The sequence below is a fragment of the Streptomyces sp. W1SF4 genome, from assembly GCF_003950035.1.
GTDB lineage: Bacteria > Actinomycetota > Actinomycetes > Streptomycetales > Streptomycetaceae > Streptomyces > Streptomyces racemochromogenes.
Map to the genome: position 1 here is coordinate 857,553 of NZ_CP034350.1, position 21,800 is coordinate 879,352.

The window sequence follows — 21,800 nt, forward strand, 5'->3', positions numbered from 1 at the left end:
GTGTGACGGCGACAGCGGACGGTTCCGGCCCGGCCACCGCCGCCAGGGACCGGGCGCTCGCGCGGGCGGTGGCGGGCGCCGTGGAGGCGGTCGGCGGGTACGCGGGCGGGGTCTACCTGCGCTCGGGCACCGGTGGGCTGCTGCGGATGGCGCTGGTCACGGGCCTGCCGTGGCGGCTGTTCCGGCCGTGGTGGCGGATGCAGGTGAACCGGCCGTACCCGGTCGCCGAGGCCTACCGCACGGGGCAGGCGGTGCACCTGCCGGACGCGGAGGCGGCGATGCGGCGCTTCCCCCAGCTGATGGCCGGGCTGCCCTTCCGCTTCGGGTCGTTCTACGAGCCGGTCGGCGCCGGGCCGCGGCGGTTCGGGGTGCTGCTGGTGCTGCGGCCGGCGACGCCGGGGGCGGTGCTCGGGGCCCGAGAGCGGGAGCGGCTGCGGGCGGCGGCCGCCCGTCTGGCCGGGGAGCTGGAGGCGCTGCGGGCGGCCGGGGAGACGGTGCTGTGGGACGGTGATCCGCTGTGCCTGCCCTGGCCGGCGGCCGGTGTGGAGGCGGCCCGGGAGGCGGTGGACCGGCTCGAAGCGGTGCTGTCCGTGGACCGGCAGGGCGCGGTGGCCTTCGCCAACACCGCCGCCGAGGAGCTGCTCGGGCGGCCCGCGGCCCTGTTGCGCGGGCGCGCGCTGTGGGAGGTGCTGCCGTGGCTCGGCCAGTCCGCGTACGAGGACCATCTGCGCGGGGTGTTCCTCTCGGGGGCGCCGGTGCGCTTCGCCGCCCGGAGCGGACCCGCCGGTGCCGGGGCCGGGGCCGGGGCGGACGCGGCGGCGGACGCGGTGGCGGACGCCGGGCCCGGCACCGGTCGGCCCGTCGCCGAATGGCTGTCGGTGGGGCTGTACCCGGGCCCCTCGGGGGTGACGGTGACGCTGGAGGCCGCCGAGCCGCCCGCCTACGCCTCCGAGCCCGCGGCCGGGCCGGACACCGGCCTCGGTTCGCCCGCGGACCGGGCCTCCTCCCTGTACCGGCCGGTGGCCCTGGCCATCGCGCTGACCGAGGCGGTCACCGCGCGCCAGGTGGCGGCCGTGGTCACCGAGGAGCTGCTGCCCGCGTTCGGAGGCCGCCAGCTGGCGATCTACATGCTCGACGAGCGGCACCTGTACCTCGCCTGGGAGACCGGCTTCCCCACCGGGTTCCTGAACCGCTTCGACGGGGTCTCGCTGCACGAGCGGCTGCCCGGGGTGGAGACCCTGACCTCGGGCCGGCCGCTGTTCTTCGAGTCGATGGAGCACCTCGCCGCGGCCTATCCGGGGATCCCGCTGGACGCCGAGGTCGGGGCGCGCGCCTTCCTCCCGCTGATCGCCTCCGGCCGCCCGGTCGGCTCCTGCATCCTCGGCTTCGACCGGCGGCGCGGCTTCAGCCCCGAGGAACGTACGGTCCTCACGGCGCTGGCCGGCCTGATCGCGCAGGCCCTGGAGCGGGCCCGGCGCTACGACAGCGAGGCGGCGCTGGCCCGGGGGCTCCAGGCGGCCCTGCTGCCGCACCGGCTGCCGGTGCGGGGGGAGGTGGCCACGGTGGGCCGGTACCTGCCCGGGTCGGACGGCATGGAGGTCGGCGGCGACTGGTACGACGTCATCGAGACGGACGGGGGCCGGCTGGCGCTGGTCATCGGGGACGTCCAGGGCCACGGGGTGGCGGCCGCCGCGACCATGGGGCAACTGCGCAGCGCCGTAAGGGCCTTCGCGCTCAGCGGGAACGCCCCGGACCAGGTGGTGCGGGGGACGAACCAGCTGCTGATCGACCTGGACCCGGGCCAGTTCGCCAGCTGCTGCTACGTGCTGCTGGACCCCGGCTCCGGCCGGGCCCTGGCCGCCCGCGCGGGGCACCCGCAGCCGCTGCTGCGGCGGGCCGACGGCCGGGCGGAGGTGCTGGACCTGGCGGGCGGGGTGGTGCTCGGCATCGACCCGGGGGCACGCTACCCGGTGACGGAACTGACGCTGGGACCCGGCGAGGTGCTGGCCCTGTACACGGACGGGCTGGTGGAGGCGCCGGGGGCGGACATCGACGAAGGGGTGGAGCGGCTGCGGGCGGCACTGGCCGCCGCCCGGCCGTCGCCGCTGACGGAGGCGGCCGACCGGCTGGTCGCCGAGGCCGCCCGCACGCCGGACCGCCCGGACGACGTCGCCCTGCTGCTGGCCTCCCGCCCGGCCGGCCCGTCCGCCTGACGGCCCGGCGGCGCGTCCCCGCCCGCCCGACTCCGCCCGCCAGGCAAAGCGGAGGGAAATTCATTGGATCTCGCTGCGGTTCCCGCACCCCTCACCCGGCCAATATTTACGCGGCCTTAACACCGCAACCGGCGCGGCGGAGGGGTGATCCACGATGGATTCCGCAGGTGAACAGCTATTGACCTGCGGATCTCGTGGAGCTTGCATAGCGGCCCGGGAGCCACGCGAACGAAGTGCCCACCACCGCCCCGGAGGCGATACCGCTCCCGCACTCCTTCACCACACTGCCGATCGGAACCCCGCACCGATGACTGACACGATCAGCGCACCCCAGGCCCTGGCCCCGGCCACCGGCCCCACCCCGCAGAAGCTCAAGCGTTCCATCGGCGTCGTCGGCGGGACCCTGCTCACGCTGTCGTGCGTGACGCCCGCCTCGACCCTCTTCGTCGTCGTGCCCGACCTCTTCTCGGGGCTCGGCACCTGGACCGCGCTCACCATCGCCATCGGCTCGCTGCTCTGCGTCGGCGTGGCCTTCTGTTACTCGGAGCTGGGCACGCTGATCCCCAGCGCCGGCGGCGAGTACGCCATGGTCTCCACCCTCGCGGGCCGGCTCGCCGGCTGGCTCGTCTTCGTGCTGTCCCTGCTCGTGGTCATGATCGTGCCGCCCGTGATCGCCATGGGCACGGCCGACTACCTCTCCCCCGTGGTCGACGTACCGGCTCCGGTGGCCGGCGGCGCCGTGATGCTGCTGGCCACCCTCGCCGGCCTGCTGGACCTGCGCGCCAACGCCTGGATCACGGGCATCTTCCTCGTGCTGGAGGTGGTCGCCGCCGCGCTGGTCGCCGTGCTCGGCTTCGCCCACAGCGAGCGGGGGGCCGACGCCCTCGTGCACGGTTCGGTGGCCGCCGAGGGCGGCGGCGTCTCCACGGTGACGGCCATGATGGTGGTCTCCGGGCTGGCCATCGCGCTCTTCGTCACCCAGGGCTTCTCCACCGCCGTCTACCTCTCCGAGGAGCTGGAGCAGCCGCGCCGCAACGTCCCGCGGACCGTGCTCGCCACCCTGGCGATCTCCTCCGCCGTGATCCTGGTCCCGGTCATCGCGATCACCATGGGCGCCCCGGACCTGGAGGCGCTCACCTCCGGCGACCTGGGCGCGATGGTGACGGCCTGGTCGAACTCGGCCGTCGGCACCTTCGTCAGCCTCTGCGTGGCCCTGGCCATCGTCAACGCCGGCATCGTCATGGTCATCCAGAACTCCCGGGTGCTGTTCGCCTCGGCCCGCGACAAGGCCTGGCCCGAGCCGGTCAACCGCGGCCTGTCGCGACTGGGCCGCTTCGGCTCCCCCTGGGTGGCCACGCTGCTGGTCGGCCTGCCGGGCGCGGCGATGTGCTTCGTCAACCTCGACACCCTGTACGGGGTGACCGGCGTGTCGGTGACCGGCATGTACCTGCTGGTCGCGGTGGCCGCGCTGTTCAGCCGGCGCGGTGCGCACGGCGAGAAGGCCGCCTGGCGGATGCCGCTGTGGCCGGCCGTGCCGGTCGTGCTGATCCTCGTGTTCGCGTACATCCTGACCCAGCAGGAGACCGAGTACCTGCTGTGGACCGGTGGCATCACCGCGGTGGCCACCCTCTACTGGGCGCTGTACCTGCGGCCGCGGACGGACTCGCGCTGGCTGGTGAGCATCCCCGACGCGGAGGACGAGCCGGCGGTCTGACCGCCCGGCGGGTGGGGGGCCGTCGCGGTTCGCGGCGGCCCCCCACCCGTGGGCGCGGGGGTCAGCCGGCCGCTTCGGCGGCGGACAGGGCGATGGCGGTGTTGACCAGGCCGACGTGGCTGAACGCCTGCGGGAAGTTGCCGAGCTGGCGTCCGCTGCGGGTGTCGTACTCCTCGGCGAGGAGGCCCACGTCGTTGCGGACCGCGAGCAGTTTCTCGAAGAGCTCGCGGGCCTCCTTGGTCCGGCCCGTCATGTGGAGGGCGTCGACCATCCAGAACGAGCAGGCCAGGAAGGTGCCCTCGTCCCCGGGCAGGCCGTCGACGGAGGGGCCTTCGGTGCTGTAGCGGCGGATCAGGCCGCTGCTGCCCAGTTCCTCCCGGACGGCGTCGACGGTGCCGATCACGCGGGGGTCGTCGGGCGGGAGGAAGCCGACGCGGGGGATGAGCAGGGTGGCCGCGTCCAGCTCGCGGGAGCCGTAGTACTGGGTGAAGGTGCCCCGCTCGGGGTCGTAGCCCTTCTCGCAGACGTCGCGGTGCACCTCGTCCCGCATGGCCCGCCAGCGCTCGATGTCGCCCGGCATGTGCGGGGCGTTCTCCAGGGTCCGCACGGCCCGGTCGGCGGCCACCCAGGCCATCACCTTGGAGTGGGTGAAGTGGCGGCGCGGGCCGCGCACCTCCCACAGCCCCTCGTCCGGGCGGCGCCAGTTGCGCTCCAGGAAGTCCAGGAGGGAGAGCTGGATCTGCCATGCGTGCCGTTCCGAGGCCAGCCCGGAGGCCCGCGCCAGGTGCAGGGCGTCCAGGACCTCTCCGTACACGTCCAGCTGGAGCTGGTCGACGGCGGCGTTGCCGATCCGGACCGGGGCGGAGCCGGCGTAGCCGCGCAGCCAGGGCAGTTCGGTCTCGGGGATGCGGCGCTCGCCGGCGATGCCGTACATGATCTGGAGGTCGGCCGGGTCGCCGGCGACGGCGCGCAGCAGCCAGCCCCGCCAGGCCCGTGCCTCGTCGAGGAAGCCGGTGGACAGCAGGGCGCCCAGGGTCAGGGTGGCGTCACGGAGCCAGCAGTAGCGGTAGTCCCAGTTGCGGACCCCGCCGATCTCCTCGGGCAGCGAGGTCGTCGCGGCGGCGGCGATCCCGCCGGTGGGGGCGAAGGTGAGGGCCTTGAGGGTGATCAGCGAGCGGGTGACGGCCTCCTCGTACGGGCCCTCGTAGCGGCACTGGCCGGTCCACTCCCGCCAGTCGGCGAGGCTCTGCTCCAGCGCCCCGTACGGGTCGACGGGCTCGGGGCGCGGCTCGTGCGAGGGGTGCCAGGTCAGCACGAAGGCGACCTTCTCGCCGGGGCCGACGGTGAACTCCGAGCGGGTGCTGCGGTCCTCGCCCCAGGTCCGCACGGGAGGCTCGCTGCGGAACCAGACCGAGTCGGGTCCGGCGACCGCGACCCGGTCGCCCTCGCTGCGCCGGACCCAGGGGACGACGTTGCCGTAGTCGAAACGCAGCCGCAGGGTGCTCCGGACGATGACCCGGCCCGAGACCCCTTCGACGATCCGCATCACGTCGGGTGCCTCGTCCCGCTGCGGCATGAAGTCGACGACCTTGACGGTGCCCTCGTCGGTCTCCCAGTACGACTCCAGGACCAGCGAGCCGTCCACGTAGGCCCGCCGCGTGCACCGTTCGCCGTTTGCGGCGGCGGCCGGGGCGATGCGCCACTGGCCGTTCTCCTTGCTGCCGAGGAGGGCGGCGAAGCAGGCCGCCGAGTCGAAGCGGGGCAGGCACAGCCAGTCGATGGACCCGTCACGGCCGACCAGCGCGCTGGTCATCAGGTCGCCGATGAGTGCGTAGTCTTCGATGGGTTGTGTCATTCATCCGCTTTTCCCACAAACCCCGGGGGTCAATCAGCCGGCGACCCTCCCGCCCGCGGGCCGCCGTCGGCGAGACGCCTAGTTGCGGATGAGGAGCGTCACGGCGGCGAGGACCACGCCGAGGGCGAGGGCCTGGGCGCCGAGGGCGAGGCGGTGGGTGCGCAGGGCGGGGACGGGCAGCAGCCGGTCGACGGCGTGGCAGCCGGGGCCGGTGAGGGTGAGGGCGGCGGCGGCCGCGGCGAGCAGGAGCTCGTACTCCATGCCCTTCGGGGCGAAGAAGGCGCCGGTGCCGTGGACGGCCAGGGCGTTGATCATCGTGCCGGTGACGGCGGCCCCGGCGAGCGGGGTGAGCAGGCCGAGGGCGAGGCCGAGGCCGCCGAGGGTCTCGGTGAGGCCGGCCAGGGCGGCCATGGCGTCGCCGGCCGGGTAGCCGGTGGCGGTGAAGAACTGGCCGGTGCCGCTGATCCCGCCGCCGCCGAACCAGCCGAAGAGCTTCTGGGTGCCGTGGGCGGCCACGGTGAGGCCGAGGACGACGCGCAGCAGGAGCAGTCCGGCGTCGTGGGCGGAGGTGCCGGCGGCGGGGGCGGCCGGGGCGGCGGGCGGGGTCTTCGTCGCGGTGGCGGTGGCGCTGCTCATTGGGGGTCCTTCCGGTCGGGCGGCCCGAGGATTGGTTCAAATTCGAACCTGCTTGAGTCCGACCATAGCCACCCAGGAGCCGTTGATTCAAATTCGAACGACCCGTGTACCCTGGCCCCATGGACGAACCGAGATGGCTGGACGACCGCGAGATGCGCGCCTGGAGGGGCTTCCTGGCCGCCTCCGCCCTGGTGAACCGCCGGCTCGACCAGCAGCTCAAGGACGATTCCGGACTCTCCCACCCCCAGTACGAGATCCTCGTGCGGCTCGCCGCGGCGCCCGACCAGGAGCTGCGCATGACGGAGCTCGCCAACGGGCTGATCAACTCCAAGAGCGGCCTGACCTACCAGGTCGGCCAGATGGAGAAGGCCGGCCTGGTCCGCCGCCGCAGCTGCCCCTCGGACGTCCGGGGCGTCTACGCCGTCCTCACGGACGCGGGCCGCACCCGCCTGGAGGAGGCCGCCCCCGGCCACGTCACGGCGGTCCGCGAGGCCCTCGTGGACGTCCTCACCCCCGAACAGCTCGACGCCCTCGCCGACGGCCTCGGCGAGGTCAGCCGCCGGCTGCGCGAACAAGGAGCCTGACGGGACGCGGTCCCGGCGGGCGGCGGCCCGTCAGGGGCGGGGCGGCCGGGGGCGGGACCAGGGGGCGCCGGGGGCCTCGGACTCCGGGCGCAGGCCCAGGGCGTGCAGCAGGTTCACCGCCATCATCGCCGTGAACAGCGGGTTCGGGTTGGCGCCGGTGACGCCCAGGGCTGTGGCGGCCTCCGCGCAGGCGGCGGTGAACGCGTCCGGCCGGACCGGGCCGGGGCCGGCGGTCAGTTCGAGGGCCGCCGCGTGCAGGGCGGCCGCCTGGTCCAGCAGTTGGTCCAGGTGGGCCACCGCCTCGGCGCCGCGACGCGGGGCGAAAGTGTGCCCGTCGGTGAGGACTTCGGCCTCGCCCTCCTCCAGCAGGCGGGCCGCGGAGCCCAGCGCCGTCTGGAGCTTGAGCTGGTCGGCGTCGGCCATGGGGCCGCAGGGGCCGTTGGCCTCGTCGGAGAGGTGGAGGACCCCGCAGTCCCGCAGGTGCACGACCACATGCCCGGCGCAGTGGCCCTGGCTGCGCAGCACCCGGACCGCGCCGTCGGCGAAGGTCCAGCCGACGAACCGCAGCGAGCCGATCCGGATCCGCTCCGGCGGCCGTTCCTCGTACGTCCGGGTCGTCGCGCCGAAAGGCCGCAGCGGCCGGAAGAGCGAGACCACCCGCTCGGCGGTCTCCCGGGGCGGCCCGGGCAGCACGCCCAGCCCGGCCACGCGCTCGAAGGCCCGCACCCAGTACGCCACCGGGTCCCGCATCTGGCCGAGGTCGGGGGCGGGGACGCAGTGCTCCGCCGGCACGCCCAGCGCGTCGGCCAGGTCGTTGTTGCCGACGTGGTCGAGGTGCCCGTGGGTGGTCAGCAGCAGCACCCTGGACCAGGGGCCGACCAGGTCGGCGGCCTCCCGGAGCGCCGCGCGGAACGGCTCCGTGACACCGGTGTCGACCAGGACGAGGGTCTCGCCGCTCCGGTGGACGAGGGCGTTGGCCACGTCGGGCCGTCCGTGCGCCAGGTCCAGCTCCTGCCCGGCGACCAGCACCGTCCGGTCGTCGATCCCGATCAGCTCGCCGAGCCCGGACACGCCGCCTCCCGCGAGGCCGCCGCAGGCGGGACGGCCCCGCAGTCGAGCGTACGCCGGGTGCGCCGCGTCCGCGTTCCGCCACCTCGGCGGGGTGCTCTGCCCTACGGTCGGCAGCAGGTCACAGCACACGACTCCACCGCACCGGGAGGTTCTTCGTGAAGATGCTCATCAACTCACCCGACACCGTGGTCTCCGACGCCTTGCGCGGCATGGCGGCCGCGCATCCCGAGCTCGACGTCGACGTGGAGCGGCAGGTTGTCGTGCGGCGGGACGCGCGGGCCGGCGGCCGGGTCGGGCTGGTGTCCGGGGGCGGCTCCGGGCACGAGCCGCTGCACGCCGGGTTCGTGGGGCCCGGGATGCTCTCCGCCGCCTGCGCCGGCGCCGTGTTCACCTCGCCGGTGCCCGACCAGATGCTGCACGCGGCCGGGGCCGTGGACGCCGGTCAGGGGGTGCTGTTCGTCGTCAAGAACTACACCGGCGACGTGCTGAACTTCCAGATGGCCGCCGAACTGGCGGAGGAGGACGGCCTGCGGGTGGAGCGGGTGCTCGTCGACGACGACGTCGCCGTCACCGACAGCCTCTACACGGCCGGCCGACGCGGCACGGGAGGCACCCTCTTCGTCGAGAAGATCGCCGGGGCGGCCGCCGAGGAGGGCGCGCCGCTGGAGCGGGTCGCCGCCCTCGCCCGGCGGGTCAACGCGTCGTCCCGCAGTTTCGGGGTGGCGCTCAGCGCCTGCAGCACGCCCGCGAAGGGCGGTCCGACCTTCGACCTCCCCGACGGGGAACTGGAACTGGGCGTCGGGATCCACGGCGAGCCCGGCCGGGAGCGGCGCGCGATGATGACCTCGCGGGAGATCGCGGAGGTGGCGGTGGCGGCCGTACTGGACGACCTCGCGGAGACCGGACCGCCCGCCGGTCCGGTGCTGCTGCTGGTCAACGGGATGGGAGCGACCCCGCTGCTGGAGCTGTACGGGTTCCACGCGGAGGTGGCCGCCGCCCTGGCCGCGCGGGGCGTCGAGGTGGCGCGGGCGCTCGTCGGGAACTACGTCACCTCCCTGGACATGGCGGGCTGTTCGGTGACGGTGTGCCGGGCGGACGAGGAGCTGCTGCGGCTGTGGGACGCGCCGGTGCGCACGGCCGCCCTGCGCTGGGGGTGCTGAGGATGCGTGACGCGGAGTTCTTCCGGCGCTGGTTGGAGGCCGCCGCGGCGGCGGTGGAACGGGAGGCGGACCGGCTCACCGAGCTCGACTCCCCCATCGGGGACGCCGACCACGGGGCCAACCTGCTGCGGGGCTTCACGGCCGTGCGCACGGCACTGGCCGGGGCCGACCCGGCGGACGCGCCCGGGGCGCTGCTCCAGTTGGCCGGCCGCACCCTGATCTCCACGGTGGGCGGCGCGTCCGGCCCGCTGTACGGAACGCTGCTGCGGCGCACCGGCAAGGAACTCGGGGAGGCCTCCGAGGTCTCCGACGAGGAGCTGCGCGCGGCCCTGGACGCGGGCGTGGACGCGGTGGCCCGGCTGGGCGGGGCGGCCCCGGGCGACAAGACGATGCTCGACGCGCTGGTCCCGGGGGTCGCGGCGCTGGGTACGTCCTACCGTGCCGCCGGGGACGCGGCGGAGGGCGGGGCCCTCGCCACGGTCCCGATACTGGCCCGCAAGGGCCGCGCCAGCTACCTCGGGGAGCGCAGCGTCGGGCACCAGGACCCGGGGGCCACCTCGGCCGCCCTGCTGCTGGGCGCGCTGGCCGACACGGCGGAGGGGACCGCGTGAGCGGCGGGGCGCTGGTCGGGATCGTGCTGGTGTCGCACAGCGCCGGGGTCGCCGGGTCGGTGGCGGAGCTGGCGCGGGGCATCGCGGCGGGCGGGGCCGTGGCCCCGGTGGCCCCGGCGGGCGGCACCGCCGACGGCGGGCTCGGCACGAGCGCGGAGCTCATCACGGCGGCGGCCTCGGCGGTGGACCGGGGGGCCGGGGTCGCACTGCTGGTGGACCTCGGCAGCTCGGTGCTGACCGTCAAGGCGCTCCTGGAGGACGAGGAACTCCCGGCCGGCTCCCGGCTGGTGGACGCGCCGTTCCTGGAGGGGGCGGTGGCGGCGGTGATCACCGCGTCCGCGGGGGCTCCCCTGGAGGCGGTGGTGGCGGCGGCCGAGGAGGCGTACGCCTACCGCAAGGCGTGACCCGGCGGTACCCCTGCGCGGGGCGAGGTCCCCTACCCTCCCTTCACCCGTTCCTCCACCGGCTACCGCTGGGGGGGTGCCCCCAGGGGCTCCGCCCCAGACCCCGCGCCTCAAACGCCGGCGGGGCTGGAATGTCGCGCAGCGAAATCCAGCCCGCGCTGGGGCACCTCCCGGCGGCAGCTGGGGGAGTTCGAGCGCACCGGGCGCGCAGCGCCCGGGGGAACGGTGGAAGTGGGGGTCCCCCCGGACGGAGTCTGGGGGAGGGTAGGGGACAGCCCCGCGCAGCGGCCGGCCCCCGCTCCGCCCTGCACGGCCCGGCCCGGCCCCGCACGGCATGGCACGGCACGGCACGGCACGGCACGGCACGGCAACCGCCGGAGGCTACCGTCCCCGGAGGTGTTCCATTTCGCGGCGCTCCCGCTTCGTCGGCCGCCCCGCGCCCCGGTCGCGGATGCCGACCACCGCCGCCTCCACCGGGGTCGGCGGCGGCGGGCTGTTGTCCACGTAGCACTCGGCGGCGACCGGCGGTCCGACCCGCTTCGTCACGGGGCGCCGGACCACGACGATCCGCTCGCGGCCCGCGTGGAAGAGCCGTACCTCGTCGCCCGCCCGCACCTGCTGCGCGGGCTTCGCCCGCTCGCCGTTGACCTTCACGTGGCCCGCCCGGCAGGCCGTCGCCGCCACGGACCGGGTCTTGGTGAGCCGGACCGACCAGATCCAGGCGTCCACCCGCGCGGTCCCCGTCTCCAGCGGGGCCGTCCCCGACTCCGTGGTCCTCGTACCGTCAGTCATGCCCCGACTCTAGCGATCCGGCGGCCCCGGAGCGGAACGGTTTTGGCAGATACCACAAGAGTCGTGGCATATGCGATAGAGATCAGGCCAAACGAATTGCACATGCGGCCTACCTGCCCCTACCTTGTCGCACATGCAGACCTACAGCATCGGCCGGGTCGCGACCCGTCGCGACGAGGGCGGCCGCCGCCTGATCGACGGCCGCGACCTGGCGGCCTTCCCGGCCGTCCGGCTCGGCGACGTCGCCGCCGGGGCCGAGGTCCAGGCCGGTCCCCACCGGCCGGTCTCGCTCCTCTCCCACGAGGCCGTCGAGGAGCTCGGGCCGGAGGTCGGGGCGCGGGCCACCGCCCGCGCGTAGTCGACCGGCCTGCACGTCGACGTCGCCCGACCCGGCCCGGCGACACCGGACCGAGGCCGACGCCAGTCCCTCCGCTCGTTCCCGCCCGCTCCGCCCGTCACCGGCGCGGGTCACCACCGCGCGGCTCCGGCACCCGGCCGGCCGCCGACCCGACCGAGGAGCACCCGCTCATGTCCGCCACCCCGCACACCCGCCGCATCGCCGCCGCCGCGCTCGGCGCCGCCCTGCTCGTCCCCCTCTCCGCCTGTGGCAGCGGCAGCGGCGACGACGAGAAGAAGGCGGACGACGCCGCCCCCTCCGCCTCGGCGCAGGCCTCCACCGAGGCCAAGGCCGCGAACCTCACCGTGCTCGCCGCGTCCTCCCTCACCGACGTGTTCACCACGGCGAAGGCGGCCTACGAGAAGTCCCACCCCGGCACCAGGGTGACCTTCTCCTTCGCCGGTTCCCAGGAACTCGCCGCCCAGGTCAAGCAGGGCGCCCCGGCCGACGCGCTGGTCACCGCGGACACCAAGACCATGGACGGCCTGAAGGGCGAGACCGACGGCCCCACGGTCATCGCGAAGAACCGCCTGGTCATCGCCACCGGCAAGGGCAACCCCTTCAAGGTCGACGAGCTCAAGGACCTCGCCGACTCCAAGATCAAGGTCGTCCTCGCGGCGCCCGAGGTCCCCGTCGGCCGGTACGGCAAGCAGATCCTGGACGCCCAGAAGATCGAGGTGAAGCCGGTCTCCCAGGAGCCCAACGTCCGCGCCGTCCTGAGCAAGGTCGAGCTGGGCGAGGCCGACGCCGGCCTCGTCTACAAGACCGACACCGTCAAGTCCGCCGACAAGGTCGTCGCCGTGGACATCCCGGACGGGCAGAACGCCGTCGCCTCCTACCCGGCCGCCACCCTCAAGCAGTCCAAGAACGCCGAGGCCGCCGCCGCCTTCGTGGCCTGGCTGAGCGGCCCCGAGGCGCAGAAGATCCTCCAGGACGCCGGCTTCCAGAAGGCCTAGCCGGCCCGGCCGCAAGGGGGGGCCGCCCGGTCCGGGGGGACGGGCGGCCCCCCTTCGGCGTGTCCGGCGGCCGCGCCGCGCCCGTACGCTCCGTAGGATCCCTCCCCGGCCCCGACCAGGAACCCCCATCACCCCATGAGCAGACTCCGCACCCGCACCCGGCCCCCCGTGACGCTGGCGCTCCCCGCGCTGCTCGCCGTCGCGTTCCTGCTGCTGCCGCTCGTCGGCATCCTCAGCCGCACGCAGTGGGGCGAACTGGGCGCCCACCTCACCAGCCCCGGCGTGGTCACGGCCCTGAAGCTGTCGCTGCTGGTGTCCCTGTGGGCGCTCGGCCTCTCGCTGCTCCTCGGGGTGCCGCTGGCCTGGCTGCTGGCCCGGGTCGAGTTCAAGGGCAAGGCCTTCGTCCGCTCGCTGGTGCTGCTGCCGATGGTGCTGCCGCCGACCGTCGGCGGTGTCGCGCTGCTGCTCGGCTTCGGGCGGCGCGGACTGCTCGGACCCTGGCTGGAGGACACCTTCGGCGTCACGCTGCCCTTCCACACCTCCGGGGCGGTCGTCGCGGCCACGTTCGTCGCCATGCCCTTCCTGGTGATCAGCCTGGAGGGGGCGCTCGGCGGGCTGAAGCGGAGCTACGAGGAGACCGCCGCCTCCCTCGGCGCCTCGCCGGTCCGGGTGTTCTTCACGGTCACCATGCCCATGGTCGCCCCCGGCCTGATCGCCGGCGCGGCCCTCACCTGGGCCCGCGCGCTCGGCGAGTTCGGCGCGACCATCACCTTCGCCGGCAACCTGCCGGGCACCACCCAGACCCTGCCCCTCCAGGTCTACCTGCTGCTCCAGGACCAGCCGGAGGCGGCCACCTCGGTCTCGCTGCTCCTGCTGGCCATCGCCATGGGCGTGCTCATCGCGCTGCGCGGCCGCTGGACGGGCACGCCCGCTGCCGCGAAGCCCCGCTCCGCTGCCCGGCAGCCGGAAGCCCCCGCCGCCCCCGCGCAAGCCCCCGCTCCGGACGTGCCGGACGACGGGCGCTGGCCCCTGCACGCCGAGGTCACCGGCTTCAACGAGCTCACCCTCGACGCCGCACCCGGCACCACCATCGCCGTGGTGGGCGAGAACGGCGCCGGCAAGACCACCCTCCTGCGCGCCCTGCTCGGCCTGACCCCGCGCGCCCGCGCCGAGCTGCGGCTCGGCGACACCGACGTCACCGCCCTGCCCCCGCACCGGCGCCAGGTGGCCTGGGTCCCGCAGGACGGGGCGCTGTTCCCGCACCTGAGCGCCCTGGCCAACACCGCGTACGGGCTGCGCGCCCGCCGGGTCGGACGCGCCGAGGCCCGCCGCGAGGCGCAGCTGTGGCTGGACCGGCTCGGGGTGGGACACCTCGCGCAGCGGCGGCCCGCGCAGCTGTCCGGCGGTCAGGCGCAGCGGGTGGCCCTCGCCCGGGCGCTGGCGGCCCGGCCCCGGCTGCTGCTGCTCGACGAGCCCCTCGCCGCCCTGGACCAGACGACCCGGGCGCACGTGCGGCACACCCTGCGCAGGCACCTGGCCGGCTTCGGCGGGGTCTGCCTGATCGTCACGCACGACCCCGTCGAGGCGGTGTCGCTGGCCCAGCGGGTCCTCGTCCTGGCCGACGGGCGCACCCTCCAGGACGCGCCGCCCGCCGAGGTCACCCGGCATCCGCGCTCGCCGTGGGTGGCCCGGATGCTGGGCCGCAACGCCTGGCCCGGCACCGCCTCCGCCGAAGGGCTCGCGCTCGCGGGAGGCGGCCGGCTGGTGGTGGCGGAAACCCTGCCGGAGGGGGCGCAGGCTCTGGCGATCATCGCCCCGGAGGCGGTGTCGCTGCACCGGGACCGCCCGGGCGGCAGCCCCCGCAACGTCTGGCGGGGAACGGTCAGGGAGGTCACCTCGGCCGGCAGCCGGCTGCGCGTGCTGGTCGCCTCGGCCGGGGCGCCCGACCTGGTAGCGGAGATCACCCCGGAGGCGGCCGCGGAGCTCGGCGTGGCCGACGGCGCGCCGGTGTGGACGAGCGTGAAGGCCACCGAGGTCACGCTGGTGCCGCTCTAGGCCGTGTCTTCCGGAGACGGTTTGGACGCCGGACGCGGCGCTGACGTATGTTCAGCGCTTGTCGTACCGGCGTTCGACCGGCCGGTATCACCTTCGCCCGATCGCCACCGCGCTCGCGCACGTCTCGTGGGGGGTCCCGCACCATGTCCTTCAGCGCGCCCGGATCGCCGCCGCCACCGCAGGGCCCCGGCCCGCAGCCGCCGTACGGGGCGAGCCCGTACCCGGCCGGCCCGCCGCTTCCCGGAACCCCCTACCCGGGCCAGGCGTTCCCGTACCCCCCGCCGCCGCCCGTGCAGCAGCTGCGCAGCCCGCAGGGGCTCGCGACCGCGCTGACGGTGCTGCTCCTGGGGACGGCCGCGGTCAACGTGTACTCGGCCGCCGCCAACCTGAACACCTGGTCGCTGATGGGTGACGTCGCCGCGGACCCCTCCTCGGTCCCGGACGACACGCTCGACCAGGCCGACATGCTGGTCGGCGTCGCCGCCGGCCTGCAGTGGCTGGCCCTGGCCGCCACGGCCGTGGTGTTCGTCATCTGGTTCTACCGGGTGCGCGTCAACGGCCAGGTCTTCCGCCCCGACGCCTTCACCCTGGCGAGCGGCTGGGCCGTCGGCTCCTGGTTCGTGCCCCTCGGCAACCTCTTCCTGCCGTACAAGGTGGCGAGGCAGACCTGGGAGGCGAGCGTGCAGCTCGCGCCGGACGGCTCGTACCGGCGCGTGTCCTCGGCCCCGGTGACCTGCTGGTGGCTCGTGTGGGTCCTGTCCCTGCTCCTCGACCGGGTCCTCGGCGTGGTGTACGTCCGCGCCGAGACCCCCGAGAGCCTCGGCGCCGCCTCGCTGCTCGGTGTCGTCTCCGACCTGACGGTGGTCACCGCGGCCGTCCTCGCGGTGCGGTTCGTCCGCAAGCTGACGGCCCTGCAGAACGTGAAGGCCACTCAGGGCCCGTACGCGGCCGTCTGACCCCCGCCCGCTAGCGGGCACCGGCGGGGACCGGCACGGCGAACTCGCACCACACGCACTTGCCGGCCCCCCGGGGTTCCACGCCCCAGGCGTCCGCGAGCCGCTCGACCAGCAGCAGGCCCCGGCCCGACACCGCCCAGTCGTCGGCCTCCCGGCGGCGGGGCAGGGCGCTGCTGCGGTCCTCGACCTCGATGCGGATCCGGCCGGCGGCGGTCAGCCGCAGGGCGACCTGCCCGCCGCCCTCGGTGTGGACGAGGGCGTTGGTCATCAGCTCGTCCGCCGCCAGTTCGATCTCGTCGGCCCGGTCCCGGGCGCCCCAGGCCGCCACCGCCGCCCGGATCAGGTGCCGGGCCATCGCCGGGCCGTCGGCGTCGCCCGGCTCCAGGCGCTGGCGCAGCGGCCCGCCGCCGCGCGGGGCGGGGGTGCCGCGCCGGCGCAGCAGGAGCAGGGCCATGTCGTCCCCGCCGCCCGCGTCCCCGACCAGGTCGCACAGGACGTCGGCGAGTTCCTCGACGTCGGCCGGGCCGTGCTCGGCGGCCTCCATGAACTCCCGCATCCCCGCCTCGGCGTCGCCCCCGGGCCGTTCGACGAGGCCGTCGGTGCACAGCAGCAGCGTGTCCCCGGGGTGCAGTTCGAGGGTGGTGACGGGGTAGCCGGAGCCGCTGCCGTGCTGCTCGCGCGGGGGCAGGCCGAGGGGGAGCCCGCCCGCCACCTGGATCCGGTGGCAGCTGCCGTCCCCGCGCCGCACGACCGGGTCGAGGTGGCCGGCCCGTACGACGTGCAGCATCCCGGTGTTCAGGTCCAGTTCGGCGTAGGTGCAGGTGGCGAAGCGCTCCGTCGCCAGGTCGCGCAGGAAGGCGGAGGCCCGCGCCAGCGCCGTGCCGGGGGTGTGGCCCTCCAGGACGTAGGCGCGGAGCACGATCCGCAGCTGGCCCATGACGGCCGCCGCGTCCGTGTCGTGGCCCTCGACGTCGCCGATCGTCACCCCGACCCGGCCTTCGCCGAGGGGGACGACGTCGTACCAGTCGCCGCCGATGTCCCGCCCGACCCGGGCGGCCCGGTACCGTACGGCGATCAGCGCGCCCGGCACCTCCGGGATGACCCGGGGCAGCATGGCCCGCTGGAGCCCCTCGGCGAGGTCGTGCTCCTGCTCGAAGAGCATGGCCCGCTGGAGCCCCTGCGCGATCCCGCTGCCGAGCGCCACCAGCAGGTTGCGCTCCTCCGCGTCGAAGTCCCCGTCGCGCGTGTACAGCAGGCCGAGCGCGCCGACGGGGCGGCCCTGCGCGATCAGCGGCAGGTAGACCCCGCTGCGCACGGCCAGCGGTTCGATGTACGGCCACAGCAGGGGGTAGCGCCGCTGGAACTCCTCCCGGGAGGCGATGAAGACCGGCTGCAGGGTCCGTACGGCCTCGCTCATCGGGAACCCCGCGTCGACGCGGGTGTACTCGATCTCGGGCACGTACGAGCCCAGCTGGCCCTCCGCGACCAGGTGGATCCGGCCCCCGTCGACGATGCCGAGCATGACGCTGACGGCGCCGAGGTGGCCGAGGGCCTCGGGGTCCTTGAGGACGTCGGTGACGTCGTTCACGGTGCGGGCGTGCGCGAGGATCGCGGTGGTCCGCTCGACGACCCCGGTCATCCGGCGCCGTCCCTCGTCCCGCTCCCCCGCCGCGCCGGGCTCCCCGGGGTCCTGGTCGGCGTCGCGGAGGATGCCGATGACCCGGTACGCGCGGCCGTGCGGATCCCGCAGGATGTGCCCCTGGACGTGGGTCCAGACCGCCGTCCCGTCCTCGCGCAGGGTGCGGACGTACGCCCCGTAGTGGCTGCGGCCGTCCTCCAGCGCCCGCGCCACCCGGCGGTCCAGCCGTGCCCCGTCGCCGGGCACGACCCGGCGGCGCAGTCCGGCCGGGGTCCCGTCGAACTGCTCCGGGCGCAGGTGGAGGACCTCGAGGGCGGTGTCGTCCAGGTGCAGACGCCCGCTGTCGAGGTCCCAGTCGAAGGTGCCCATCCGGTTGAGCGCGAGGCTCAGGTCGGGCCGCGCGGGCCAGTCGACCTCCGGGGTCCGTCCCCGCTGGTCCATGCAGCCAGGGTCTCACTGTTCACCGGGGCACGGCATGCCGGGGCGTCCGGACGCCGTCTGCGCCGTCCCGCGCACGGCCTGACGGTCTCAGGGCGACGGCCGGGCCGTCGACGGCGGGGCGGAGGTGTCCGCCGGGCCCGTCGGCGGGCTGGTGGCCGTCGGGGTTCCCGCACCGGTCGGTGTTCCGGCCGGGGTGGGGGTCGGTGTCCGGGCCGGGGGCGGCGGGGTGGCCGGGGGTGTGGTCGGGGTCGGGGTCGGGGTCGGGGTCGGGGTCGGCTCCGAGGGTGTGACGACGAGCGGCGGAGGGTGCACCTCCGGCGTGGGGGTCGGCGTCGCGGCCGCCGAGGGCGACACCACCGGCGGCGAGACGACGGGCGGGGAGACGACCGGCGGCCCGACGGGCGGCTTGACGGGCTTGTCGGGCCGGTCCGCGGTGCCGCTGTCGCGTTCCAGCCACAGGTGGTCGTGGTGGTCGTAGATGACGAACGTGTTCACGACCGTCACCGACGGCGCGACGACGACCACTCCGGCCGGGCGGTACGAGGGCCAGGGCCGGCCGTAGCGCTTGGGATCGGCCCGCAGCGCCACCGGCGGCCCCAGCGGGTTCCCGCAGGCGCAGCGCACCCTCGGCACCCCCCGGTCGTCCACCAGCACGGCCGTCCCGGCCTGGAGCACGGCCTGGTAGGGGGTGGCGCGGCCGTCGCGGTAGCCGTGGTTGGTGACCCGGGTGTCGATCCTCAGCTGCACGGGGGTGAGGGCCCGCAGGTAGCCGGGGACGGCGGCCGGCCGCAGGCCCAGGGCCGAGGCGAAGGCGGCGTTCTTGGCGGGCTGCGAGGTCAGGGCGGTGACCTGCTGCTCCACGTCGCAGCTGGCGACGTCCTTCGTGCCGCCGTACAGCCCGGGCGAGGAGCCGCTGACGCTGCGGGTGCCCGCGGGCGCGGTGGGCGCGGCCGTGCCCTGCGGCGGGGTCTCGGGCGGCGGGGTGGCCCGCTTCGCCGCACTGGACTCCGTGAAGGGGTCCCGTCCGGGCTCGGCGGCCGGCTGGAGGAACACCTCCGCCGCGGCCCGCTGCGGGGTGCCTCCCCCGCCACCGCCGGGCCTGCTCAGCACGACCACCAGGGTGACCACCGCGACCAGCGCCACGGCGGCCGTCGCGACCCCGGGCACCGAGCGCCACCAGGGCCCCCGCGGCGGTTCCCCGACGCCGGGCCGGCCGGGAGGAGGCGGCGGCGGGGGTGCCCCGCCGCCGCCCGAGAGCGGGCCGGACGGCGGGCCGGTGGGCCGCCCGGACGACGGCGGCGGCTGCTGTGACGGCTGTGACGGCCGCGTCGGCTGCGGCGGCCGCTCGCCGGAGGGTTGCGTGGTCACGGGCTCCTCTTCCCAGGCGGACGCATCCGGGGAAATGGCGTGAATACCTGGAACACCGGCGATTTCCGGCACTCTCGCCGACCATTGTGTGCGCCGCCCAGGTGGTGACCGCAAGCCGGGGATGCCACCGTGGCAGGGTGAGCCGGACCTCCGCCGGGCCGTGGCGGGACGCCCTCGTCGCCGTCGTGGCGGGCTTCGCGGTGATGACCGCGGTGGCCGCCGCCGGGCTGGCCTGCGCCGGCGCCGACGACCTGCCGGGCGGGGCCTTCCCCCGGGTGGTCGCGGCGGTCGTCGTGATGGCGGCCGGGGGCTCGGTCGAGGTCTCCGGGGACGCCGGGTTCCTGGCCGGAGCCGACGCGAGCCTGTCCGTACTGCCCCTCTCGGTGAGCCTGGCCGGCGCGCTCACCACCGGGTGCCTGTTCCTGCGCCCGCTGCGCCACCGCGCGGTGGCCGGGACCCGCGAACTGCTCGCCCGGGCCGGGCGGACGGGGGTGCTGTGGCTGGCCCTGCTCACCCTGTTCGCGCTCCTGGCCCGCCAGACCTTCGGCCTGAGCACGGACGGCTCCCCGCTCGGGGAGATCGGCGAACTGCTCGGCTCCGCCCCGACGGTGGGCTTCCGGGCCGCGATCGGGCCCACGCTGCTGTACGGACTGCTGTGGTTCCTGGGCCTGTTGCTGATCGCCCTGCTGGTCTCCGCCCGCACCCCGCTCCCGCCGGGGCTGCTCCGCTTCCACACGGCGGTGCGGCCGGCCGCCCACGCGACGGCCGTGCTGCTCCTGGCGTACGTGGTCCTCGGCCTCGGGGCCGGCCTGGTGGTGGCAGCCACCCAGGGGCACGCGGCCCGCACCCTGGCGGTGCTCCTGCTCGGCCTGCCGAACCTGGCCTGGTTCGCCCTGACCGTCGGCTTCGGCGGCGCCTGGCGCGGCGTGGCCGAGGGGCCGTTCGGCCTGCCGGTGCCGCCGCTGCTGGACCAGGTCCTGCGCGGGCCCGTGCCGTCCACGGTCGACGTGGCCTCGCTGGCGGAGCGCGACCCGCGGGCGTGGTGGCTGGTCGTGGCGGCCGCCGTCGCGCTGCTCGGCACGGGCGTGCTGGCCGCCGTACGCTCCCCCGCGCGGGTCCGGCCCTGGCAGCACGCGGCGCACCTGGCGGTGGCGGTGGGCCTGGCGACGCTGACGGTGTGTCTGCTGGCCGGGGTGCAGGCCCGGTTCGGTCTGTCGCTGCTGGGGCTCGGGGACGTCTCCGGGCCGGGGGGCCGGGTCGAGCTCACCCCGTACCTCTGGCGCACCACCGGCCTTGCGGTGCTGTGGGGTGCGGTGGCCGGCTTCCTCGGCGCCCTCCTGGCCCGCCCCCTGCGCCACCCGGGCCGGGTCGGCTAGCCGCTGCGCTCCCGTCGCCGGAACACCGGGAGGGCCCAGCGCGGCGGCGGGGGCGGCGGGCCCTGCTCCTGCCGCTCCCGGGGGCCGCGGGGCGACCCGGCGGCGGCCCGGCGCAGTGCGGCGGTGAACTCCAGGCAGCTGCCCCACCGTTCCCCGGGCGGCTTCGCGAGGGCCTTGGCCAGCACCTCGTCCACGGCCGCCGGGAGTTCCGGGCGGCGTTCGCTCGGGGCGGGCGGGGGGTCGTACTGGTGGGCCCAGAGCAGGGCCATGTCGTCCTCGCGCCGGAAGGGCGGGCCGCCGGTGAGCATCTCGTGGACCACGCAGCCGAGGCTGTAGACGTCGCAGCGCCCGTCGACCGGCTTCCCGGCGATCTGCTCGGGCGCGACGTAGTCGAGGGTCCCGACGAACTGTCCGACGCTGGTGAACCCGGTGAGCGAGAGGGACTTCTTCGTCAGGCCGAAGTCCGTGAGGTAGACGTGTTCGGGGTGCTCGCTGTCGGTGCCCTCGGCGACGAGGACGTTGCCGGGTTTGACGTCCCGGTGGACCAGGTCGTGGGCGTGGGCCGCGTCGAGCGCGGAGGCGACCTGGGCGGCGATGCGGGCGGCGGTGTCCACGGGCAGCGGGCCGGTGCGGTCGAGCAGGGCCCGCAGGTCCTGCCCGGCGACGTAGCGCATGGCGATGTAGAGGATGCCGTCCGTCTCGCCGGCCTCGAAGACGGGCACGATGTGCGGGTGGTCGATGGCGGCGGCGACCTTGGACTCGTGGGTGAAGCGCCGGCGGAAGGTGTCGTTGCGGGCGAGCTGGGGGGCCAGCAGTTTCAGTGCGACCGTCCGGTCCAGGCGCAGGTCGCGGGCCCGGTAGACGACGGCCATCCCGCCGCGCCCGATCTCCTCCTCGACGAGGTAGCCGGCGAACCGCGTGCCGGTCAGTCCGGCGGGTGGTCCGGGGTCCGTCATGGGCCCCCTCCCCCGTCGGGGCGGTCGGCGACGCGCGTGGGGTCGTGCGGTGTCTCCCGTACGGCGGCCCGCGCGCCGGTGTCCGCCCCGCCGGGCTCCGGCTCCGGGGCGGGCGGGGCTCCCGGCTGCGAGACGACCGCGTAGGTGGTCGGGCGGCCCCCGTCGGCGTACAGCCACCGTCCCTCCGCCTCCTCGTACAGCCACACGGACTCGCCGTCGATGACGATCCCGGCGCGCAGGCCCCGTACGGCCTGCCGGAAGCCGTCGCCGGCGGCGCCGGGGGCGGTCTCGCGCAGGGCCCGGCGGTAGCGGTCGAGGGTGTCGGCCGTCCGGGTGAGGAGCGGTTCGGGGTCGTCGGTGCGTTCGAGGGGCCGGCCGGTGGTCGGCGGGGGCTGGGGCACCGCGACGAGGAGGCGTGCGTCGACCCAGGCGGACCAGCCGTTGGAGCACAGGACCTCCCCCCATTCGCCGCGCCGGGACAGCAGGCGGACGGGGAGGAAGGGGTCGAGGGCGGCGGTGGGCCGGGAGACGTCGGGGGCTTCCCAGGCGGGCAGTCCGTCCTGGGGGACCACGTGGGTGGGGCGGAAGGCCGCGGGCTCCGGGGAGTCGGTCATCG

General features: G+C 75.7%; 18 protein-coding genes and 1 pseudogene. 11 read left to right on the plus strand and 8 right to left on the minus strand.

Annotated elements, in window-relative coordinates; translation table 11 throughout:
• Positions 1-2 precede the first annotated feature (2 nt).
• Positions 3-2,213 (plus strand): SpoIIE family protein phosphatase, encoded by a 2,211-nt coding sequence (locus tag D1J60_RS04155; protein WP_241253134.1) that lies wholly within the window; start codon positions 3-5, stop codon positions 2,211-2,213.
• 307 nt (positions 2,214-2,520) lie between these two features.
• Entirely contained in the window at positions 2,521-3,927 is a 1,407-nt protein-coding gene (locus D1J60_RS04160) for an APC family permease (protein WP_125603173.1), read from the plus strand.
• Between the two features lie 61 nt (positions 3,928-3,988).
• Here the strand turns inward: D1J60_RS04160 and D1J60_RS04165 are convergent, their stop codons facing one another.
• The gene (locus tag D1J60_RS04165) at positions 3,989-5,782 is read right to left on the minus strand and encodes a glycoside hydrolase family 15 protein (RefSeq protein ID WP_125820170.1); all 1,794 of its coding nucleotides are present in this window, start codon (positions 5,780-5,782) and stop codon (positions 3,989-3,991) included.
• Between the two features lie 78 nt (positions 5,783-5,860).
• Positions 5,861-6,418, minus strand: a complete 558-nt coding sequence (locus tag D1J60_RS04170) for a DoxX family membrane protein (RefSeq protein ID WP_125820171.1) — start codon at positions 6,416-6,418, stop codon at positions 5,861-5,863.
• Positions 6,419-6,537: 119 nt separating this feature from the next.
• Here D1J60_RS04170 and D1J60_RS04175 point away from each other — a divergent pair, with 119 nt between their 5' ends.
• Complete coding sequence (locus D1J60_RS04175; RefSeq protein WP_125820172.1) at positions 6,538-7,002, plus strand: MarR family transcriptional regulator; 465 nt, start codon at positions 6,538-6,540, stop codon at positions 7,000-7,002.
• A 30-nt stretch (positions 7,003-7,032) separates the two neighbouring features.
• Here D1J60_RS04175 and D1J60_RS04180 read toward each other — a convergent pair whose 3' ends face one another.
• Positions 7,033-8,073 (minus strand): MBL fold metallo-hydrolase, encoded by a 1,041-nt coding sequence (locus D1J60_RS04180; protein WP_125820173.1) that lies wholly within the window; start codon positions 8,071-8,073, stop codon positions 7,033-7,035.
• Between the two features lie 161 nt (positions 8,074-8,234).
• On the opposite strand from D1J60_RS04180, the gene dhaK reads away from it, so the two are divergent.
• Genes dhaK through D1J60_RS04195 form a run of 3 tightly spaced genes read left to right on the plus strand, consistent with a single transcriptional unit; the run spans position 8,235 to position 10,248 of the window.
• On the plus strand, positions 8,235-9,233 hold the full coding sequence (dhaK, locus tag D1J60_RS04185) for a dihydroxyacetone kinase subunit DhaK (protein WP_125823856.1): 999 nt from the start codon (positions 8,235-8,237) through the stop codon (positions 9,231-9,233).
• A gap of 2 nt (positions 9,234-9,235) precedes the next feature.
• Complete coding sequence (dhaL, locus tag D1J60_RS04190) at positions 9,236-9,844, plus strand: dihydroxyacetone kinase subunit DhaL (RefSeq protein ID WP_125820174.1); 609 nt, start codon at positions 9,236-9,238, stop codon at positions 9,842-9,844.
• The gene (locus tag D1J60_RS04195; protein WP_125604193.1) at positions 9,841-10,248 is read left to right on the plus strand and encodes a PTS fructose transporter subunit IIA; all 408 of its coding nucleotides are present in this window, start codon (positions 9,841-9,843) and stop codon (positions 10,246-10,248) included. The genes dhaL and D1J60_RS04195 overlap by 4 nt, the downstream gene beginning before the upstream one ends.
• Before the next feature lie 381 nt (positions 10,249-10,629).
• On the opposite strand, the gene D1J60_RS04200 is transcribed toward D1J60_RS04195, so the two are convergent.
• On the minus strand, positions 10,630-11,040 hold the full coding sequence (locus D1J60_RS04200; protein ID WP_125820175.1) for an RNA-binding S4 domain-containing protein: 411 nt from the start codon (positions 11,038-11,040) through the stop codon (positions 10,630-10,632).
• A 151-nt stretch (positions 11,041-11,191) separates the two neighbouring features.
• Here D1J60_RS04200 and D1J60_RS04205 point away from each other — a divergent pair.
• The 4 genes and pseudogenes from D1J60_RS04205 to D1J60_RS04220 form a co-directional block, all read left to right on the plus strand.
• Positions 11,192-11,398, plus strand: a pseudogene (locus tag D1J60_RS04205) (MerR family transcriptional regulator); the annotation flags it as partial.
• A 170-nt stretch (positions 11,399-11,568) separates the two neighbouring features.
• Positions 11,569-12,393: a molybdate ABC transporter substrate-binding protein gene (gene modA, locus D1J60_RS04210; RefSeq protein ID WP_125820176.1), complete on the plus strand. Its 825-nt coding sequence runs from the start codon at positions 11,569-11,571 to the stop codon at positions 12,391-12,393.
• Positions 12,394-12,528: 135 nt separating this feature from the next.
• The gene (locus tag D1J60_RS04215) at positions 12,529-14,448 is read left to right on the plus strand and encodes an ABC transporter permease (RefSeq protein ID WP_125820177.1); all 1,920 of its coding nucleotides are present in this window, start codon (positions 12,529-12,531) and stop codon (positions 14,446-14,448) included.
• A gap of 143 nt (positions 14,449-14,591) precedes the next feature.
• Positions 14,592-15,404, plus strand: a complete 813-nt coding sequence (locus D1J60_RS04220) for a DUF4328 domain-containing protein (RefSeq protein WP_125820178.1) — start codon at positions 14,592-14,594, stop codon at positions 15,402-15,404.
• 10 nt (positions 15,405-15,414) lie between these two features.
• On the opposite strand, the gene D1J60_RS04225 is transcribed toward D1J60_RS04220, so the two are convergent.
• Entirely contained in the window at positions 15,415-17,484 is a 2,070-nt protein-coding gene (locus D1J60_RS04225) for a SpoIIE family protein phosphatase (protein ID WP_125820179.1), read from the minus strand.
• Between the two features lie 87 nt (positions 17,485-17,571).
• On the minus strand, positions 17,572-18,852 hold the full coding sequence (locus D1J60_RS04230) for a DUF6777 domain-containing protein (RefSeq protein ID WP_125820180.1): 1,281 nt from the start codon (positions 18,850-18,852) through the stop codon (positions 17,572-17,574).
• Positions 18,853-18,989: 137 nt separating this feature from the next.
• Here D1J60_RS04230 and D1J60_RS04235 point away from each other — a divergent pair, with 137 nt between their 5' ends.
• Complete coding sequence (locus D1J60_RS04235; RefSeq protein ID WP_241253136.1) at positions 18,990-20,228, plus strand: streptophobe family protein; 1,239 nt, start codon at positions 18,990-18,992, stop codon at positions 20,226-20,228.
• Here D1J60_RS04235 and D1J60_RS04240 read toward each other — a convergent pair.
• Both D1J60_RS04240 and D1J60_RS04245 read right to left on the minus strand, forming a co-directional pair.
• Positions 20,225-21,184, minus strand: a complete 960-nt coding sequence (locus tag D1J60_RS04240) for a serine/threonine-protein kinase (protein WP_125820181.1) — start codon at positions 21,182-21,184, stop codon at positions 20,225-20,227. The two genes, D1J60_RS04235 and D1J60_RS04240, sit on opposite strands and share 4 nt — an antisense overlap.
• Positions 21,181-21,798: a hypothetical protein gene (locus D1J60_RS04245; protein WP_125820182.1), complete on the minus strand. Its 618-nt coding sequence runs from the start codon at positions 21,796-21,798 to the stop codon at positions 21,181-21,183. Before D1J60_RS04245 ends, D1J60_RS04240 begins: the two co-directional genes overlap by 4 nt.
• Between the last annotated feature and the right edge of the window lie 2 nt (positions 21,799-21,800).

Coding starts and splice junctions, on each gene's coding strand:
- D1J60_RS04220 (WP_125820178.1), top strand. CDS start 14,592: ATGTCCTTCAGCGCGCCCGGATCGCCGCCGCCACCGCAGGGCCCCGGC.
- D1J60_RS04170 (WP_125820171.1), bottom strand. CDS start 6,418: ATGAGCAGCGCCACCGCCACCGCGACGAAGACCCCGCCCGCCGCCCCG.
- D1J60_RS04225 (WP_125820179.1), bottom strand. CDS start 17,484: ATGGACCAGCGGGGACGGACCCCGGAGGTCGACTGGCCCGCGCGGCCC.
- D1J60_RS04240 (WP_125820181.1), bottom strand. CDS start 21,184: ATGACGGACCCCGGACCACCCGCCGGACTGACCGGCACGCGGTTCGCC.
- D1J60_RS04165 (WP_125820170.1), bottom strand. CDS start 5,782: ATGACACAACCCATCGAAGACTACGCACTCATCGGCGACCTGATGACC.
- D1J60_RS04175 (WP_125820172.1), top strand. CDS start 6,538: ATGGACGAACCGAGATGGCTGGACGACCGCGAGATGCGCGCCTGGAGG.
- D1J60_RS04215 (WP_125820177.1), top strand. CDS start 12,529: ATGAGCAGACTCCGCACCCGCACCCGGCCCCCCGTGACGCTGGCGCTC.
- modA (WP_125820176.1), top strand. CDS start 11,569: ATGTCCGCCACCCCGCACACCCGCCGCATCGCCGCCGCCGCGCTCGGC.
- dhaK (WP_125823856.1), top strand. CDS start 8,235: ATGCTCATCAACTCACCCGACACCGTGGTCTCCGACGCCTTGCGCGGC.
- D1J60_RS04245 (WP_125820182.1), bottom strand. CDS start 21,798: ATGACCGACTCCCCGGAGCCCGCGGCCTTCCGCCCCACCCACGTGGTC.
- D1J60_RS04160 (WP_125603173.1), top strand. CDS start 2,521: ATGACTGACACGATCAGCGCACCCCAGGCCCTGGCCCCGGCCACCGGC.
- dhaL (WP_125820174.1), top strand. CDS start 9,236: ATGCGTGACGCGGAGTTCTTCCGGCGCTGGTTGGAGGCCGCCGCGGCG.
- D1J60_RS04200 (WP_125820175.1), bottom strand. CDS start 11,040: ATGACTGACGGTACGAGGACCACGGAGTCGGGGACGGCCCCGCTGGAG.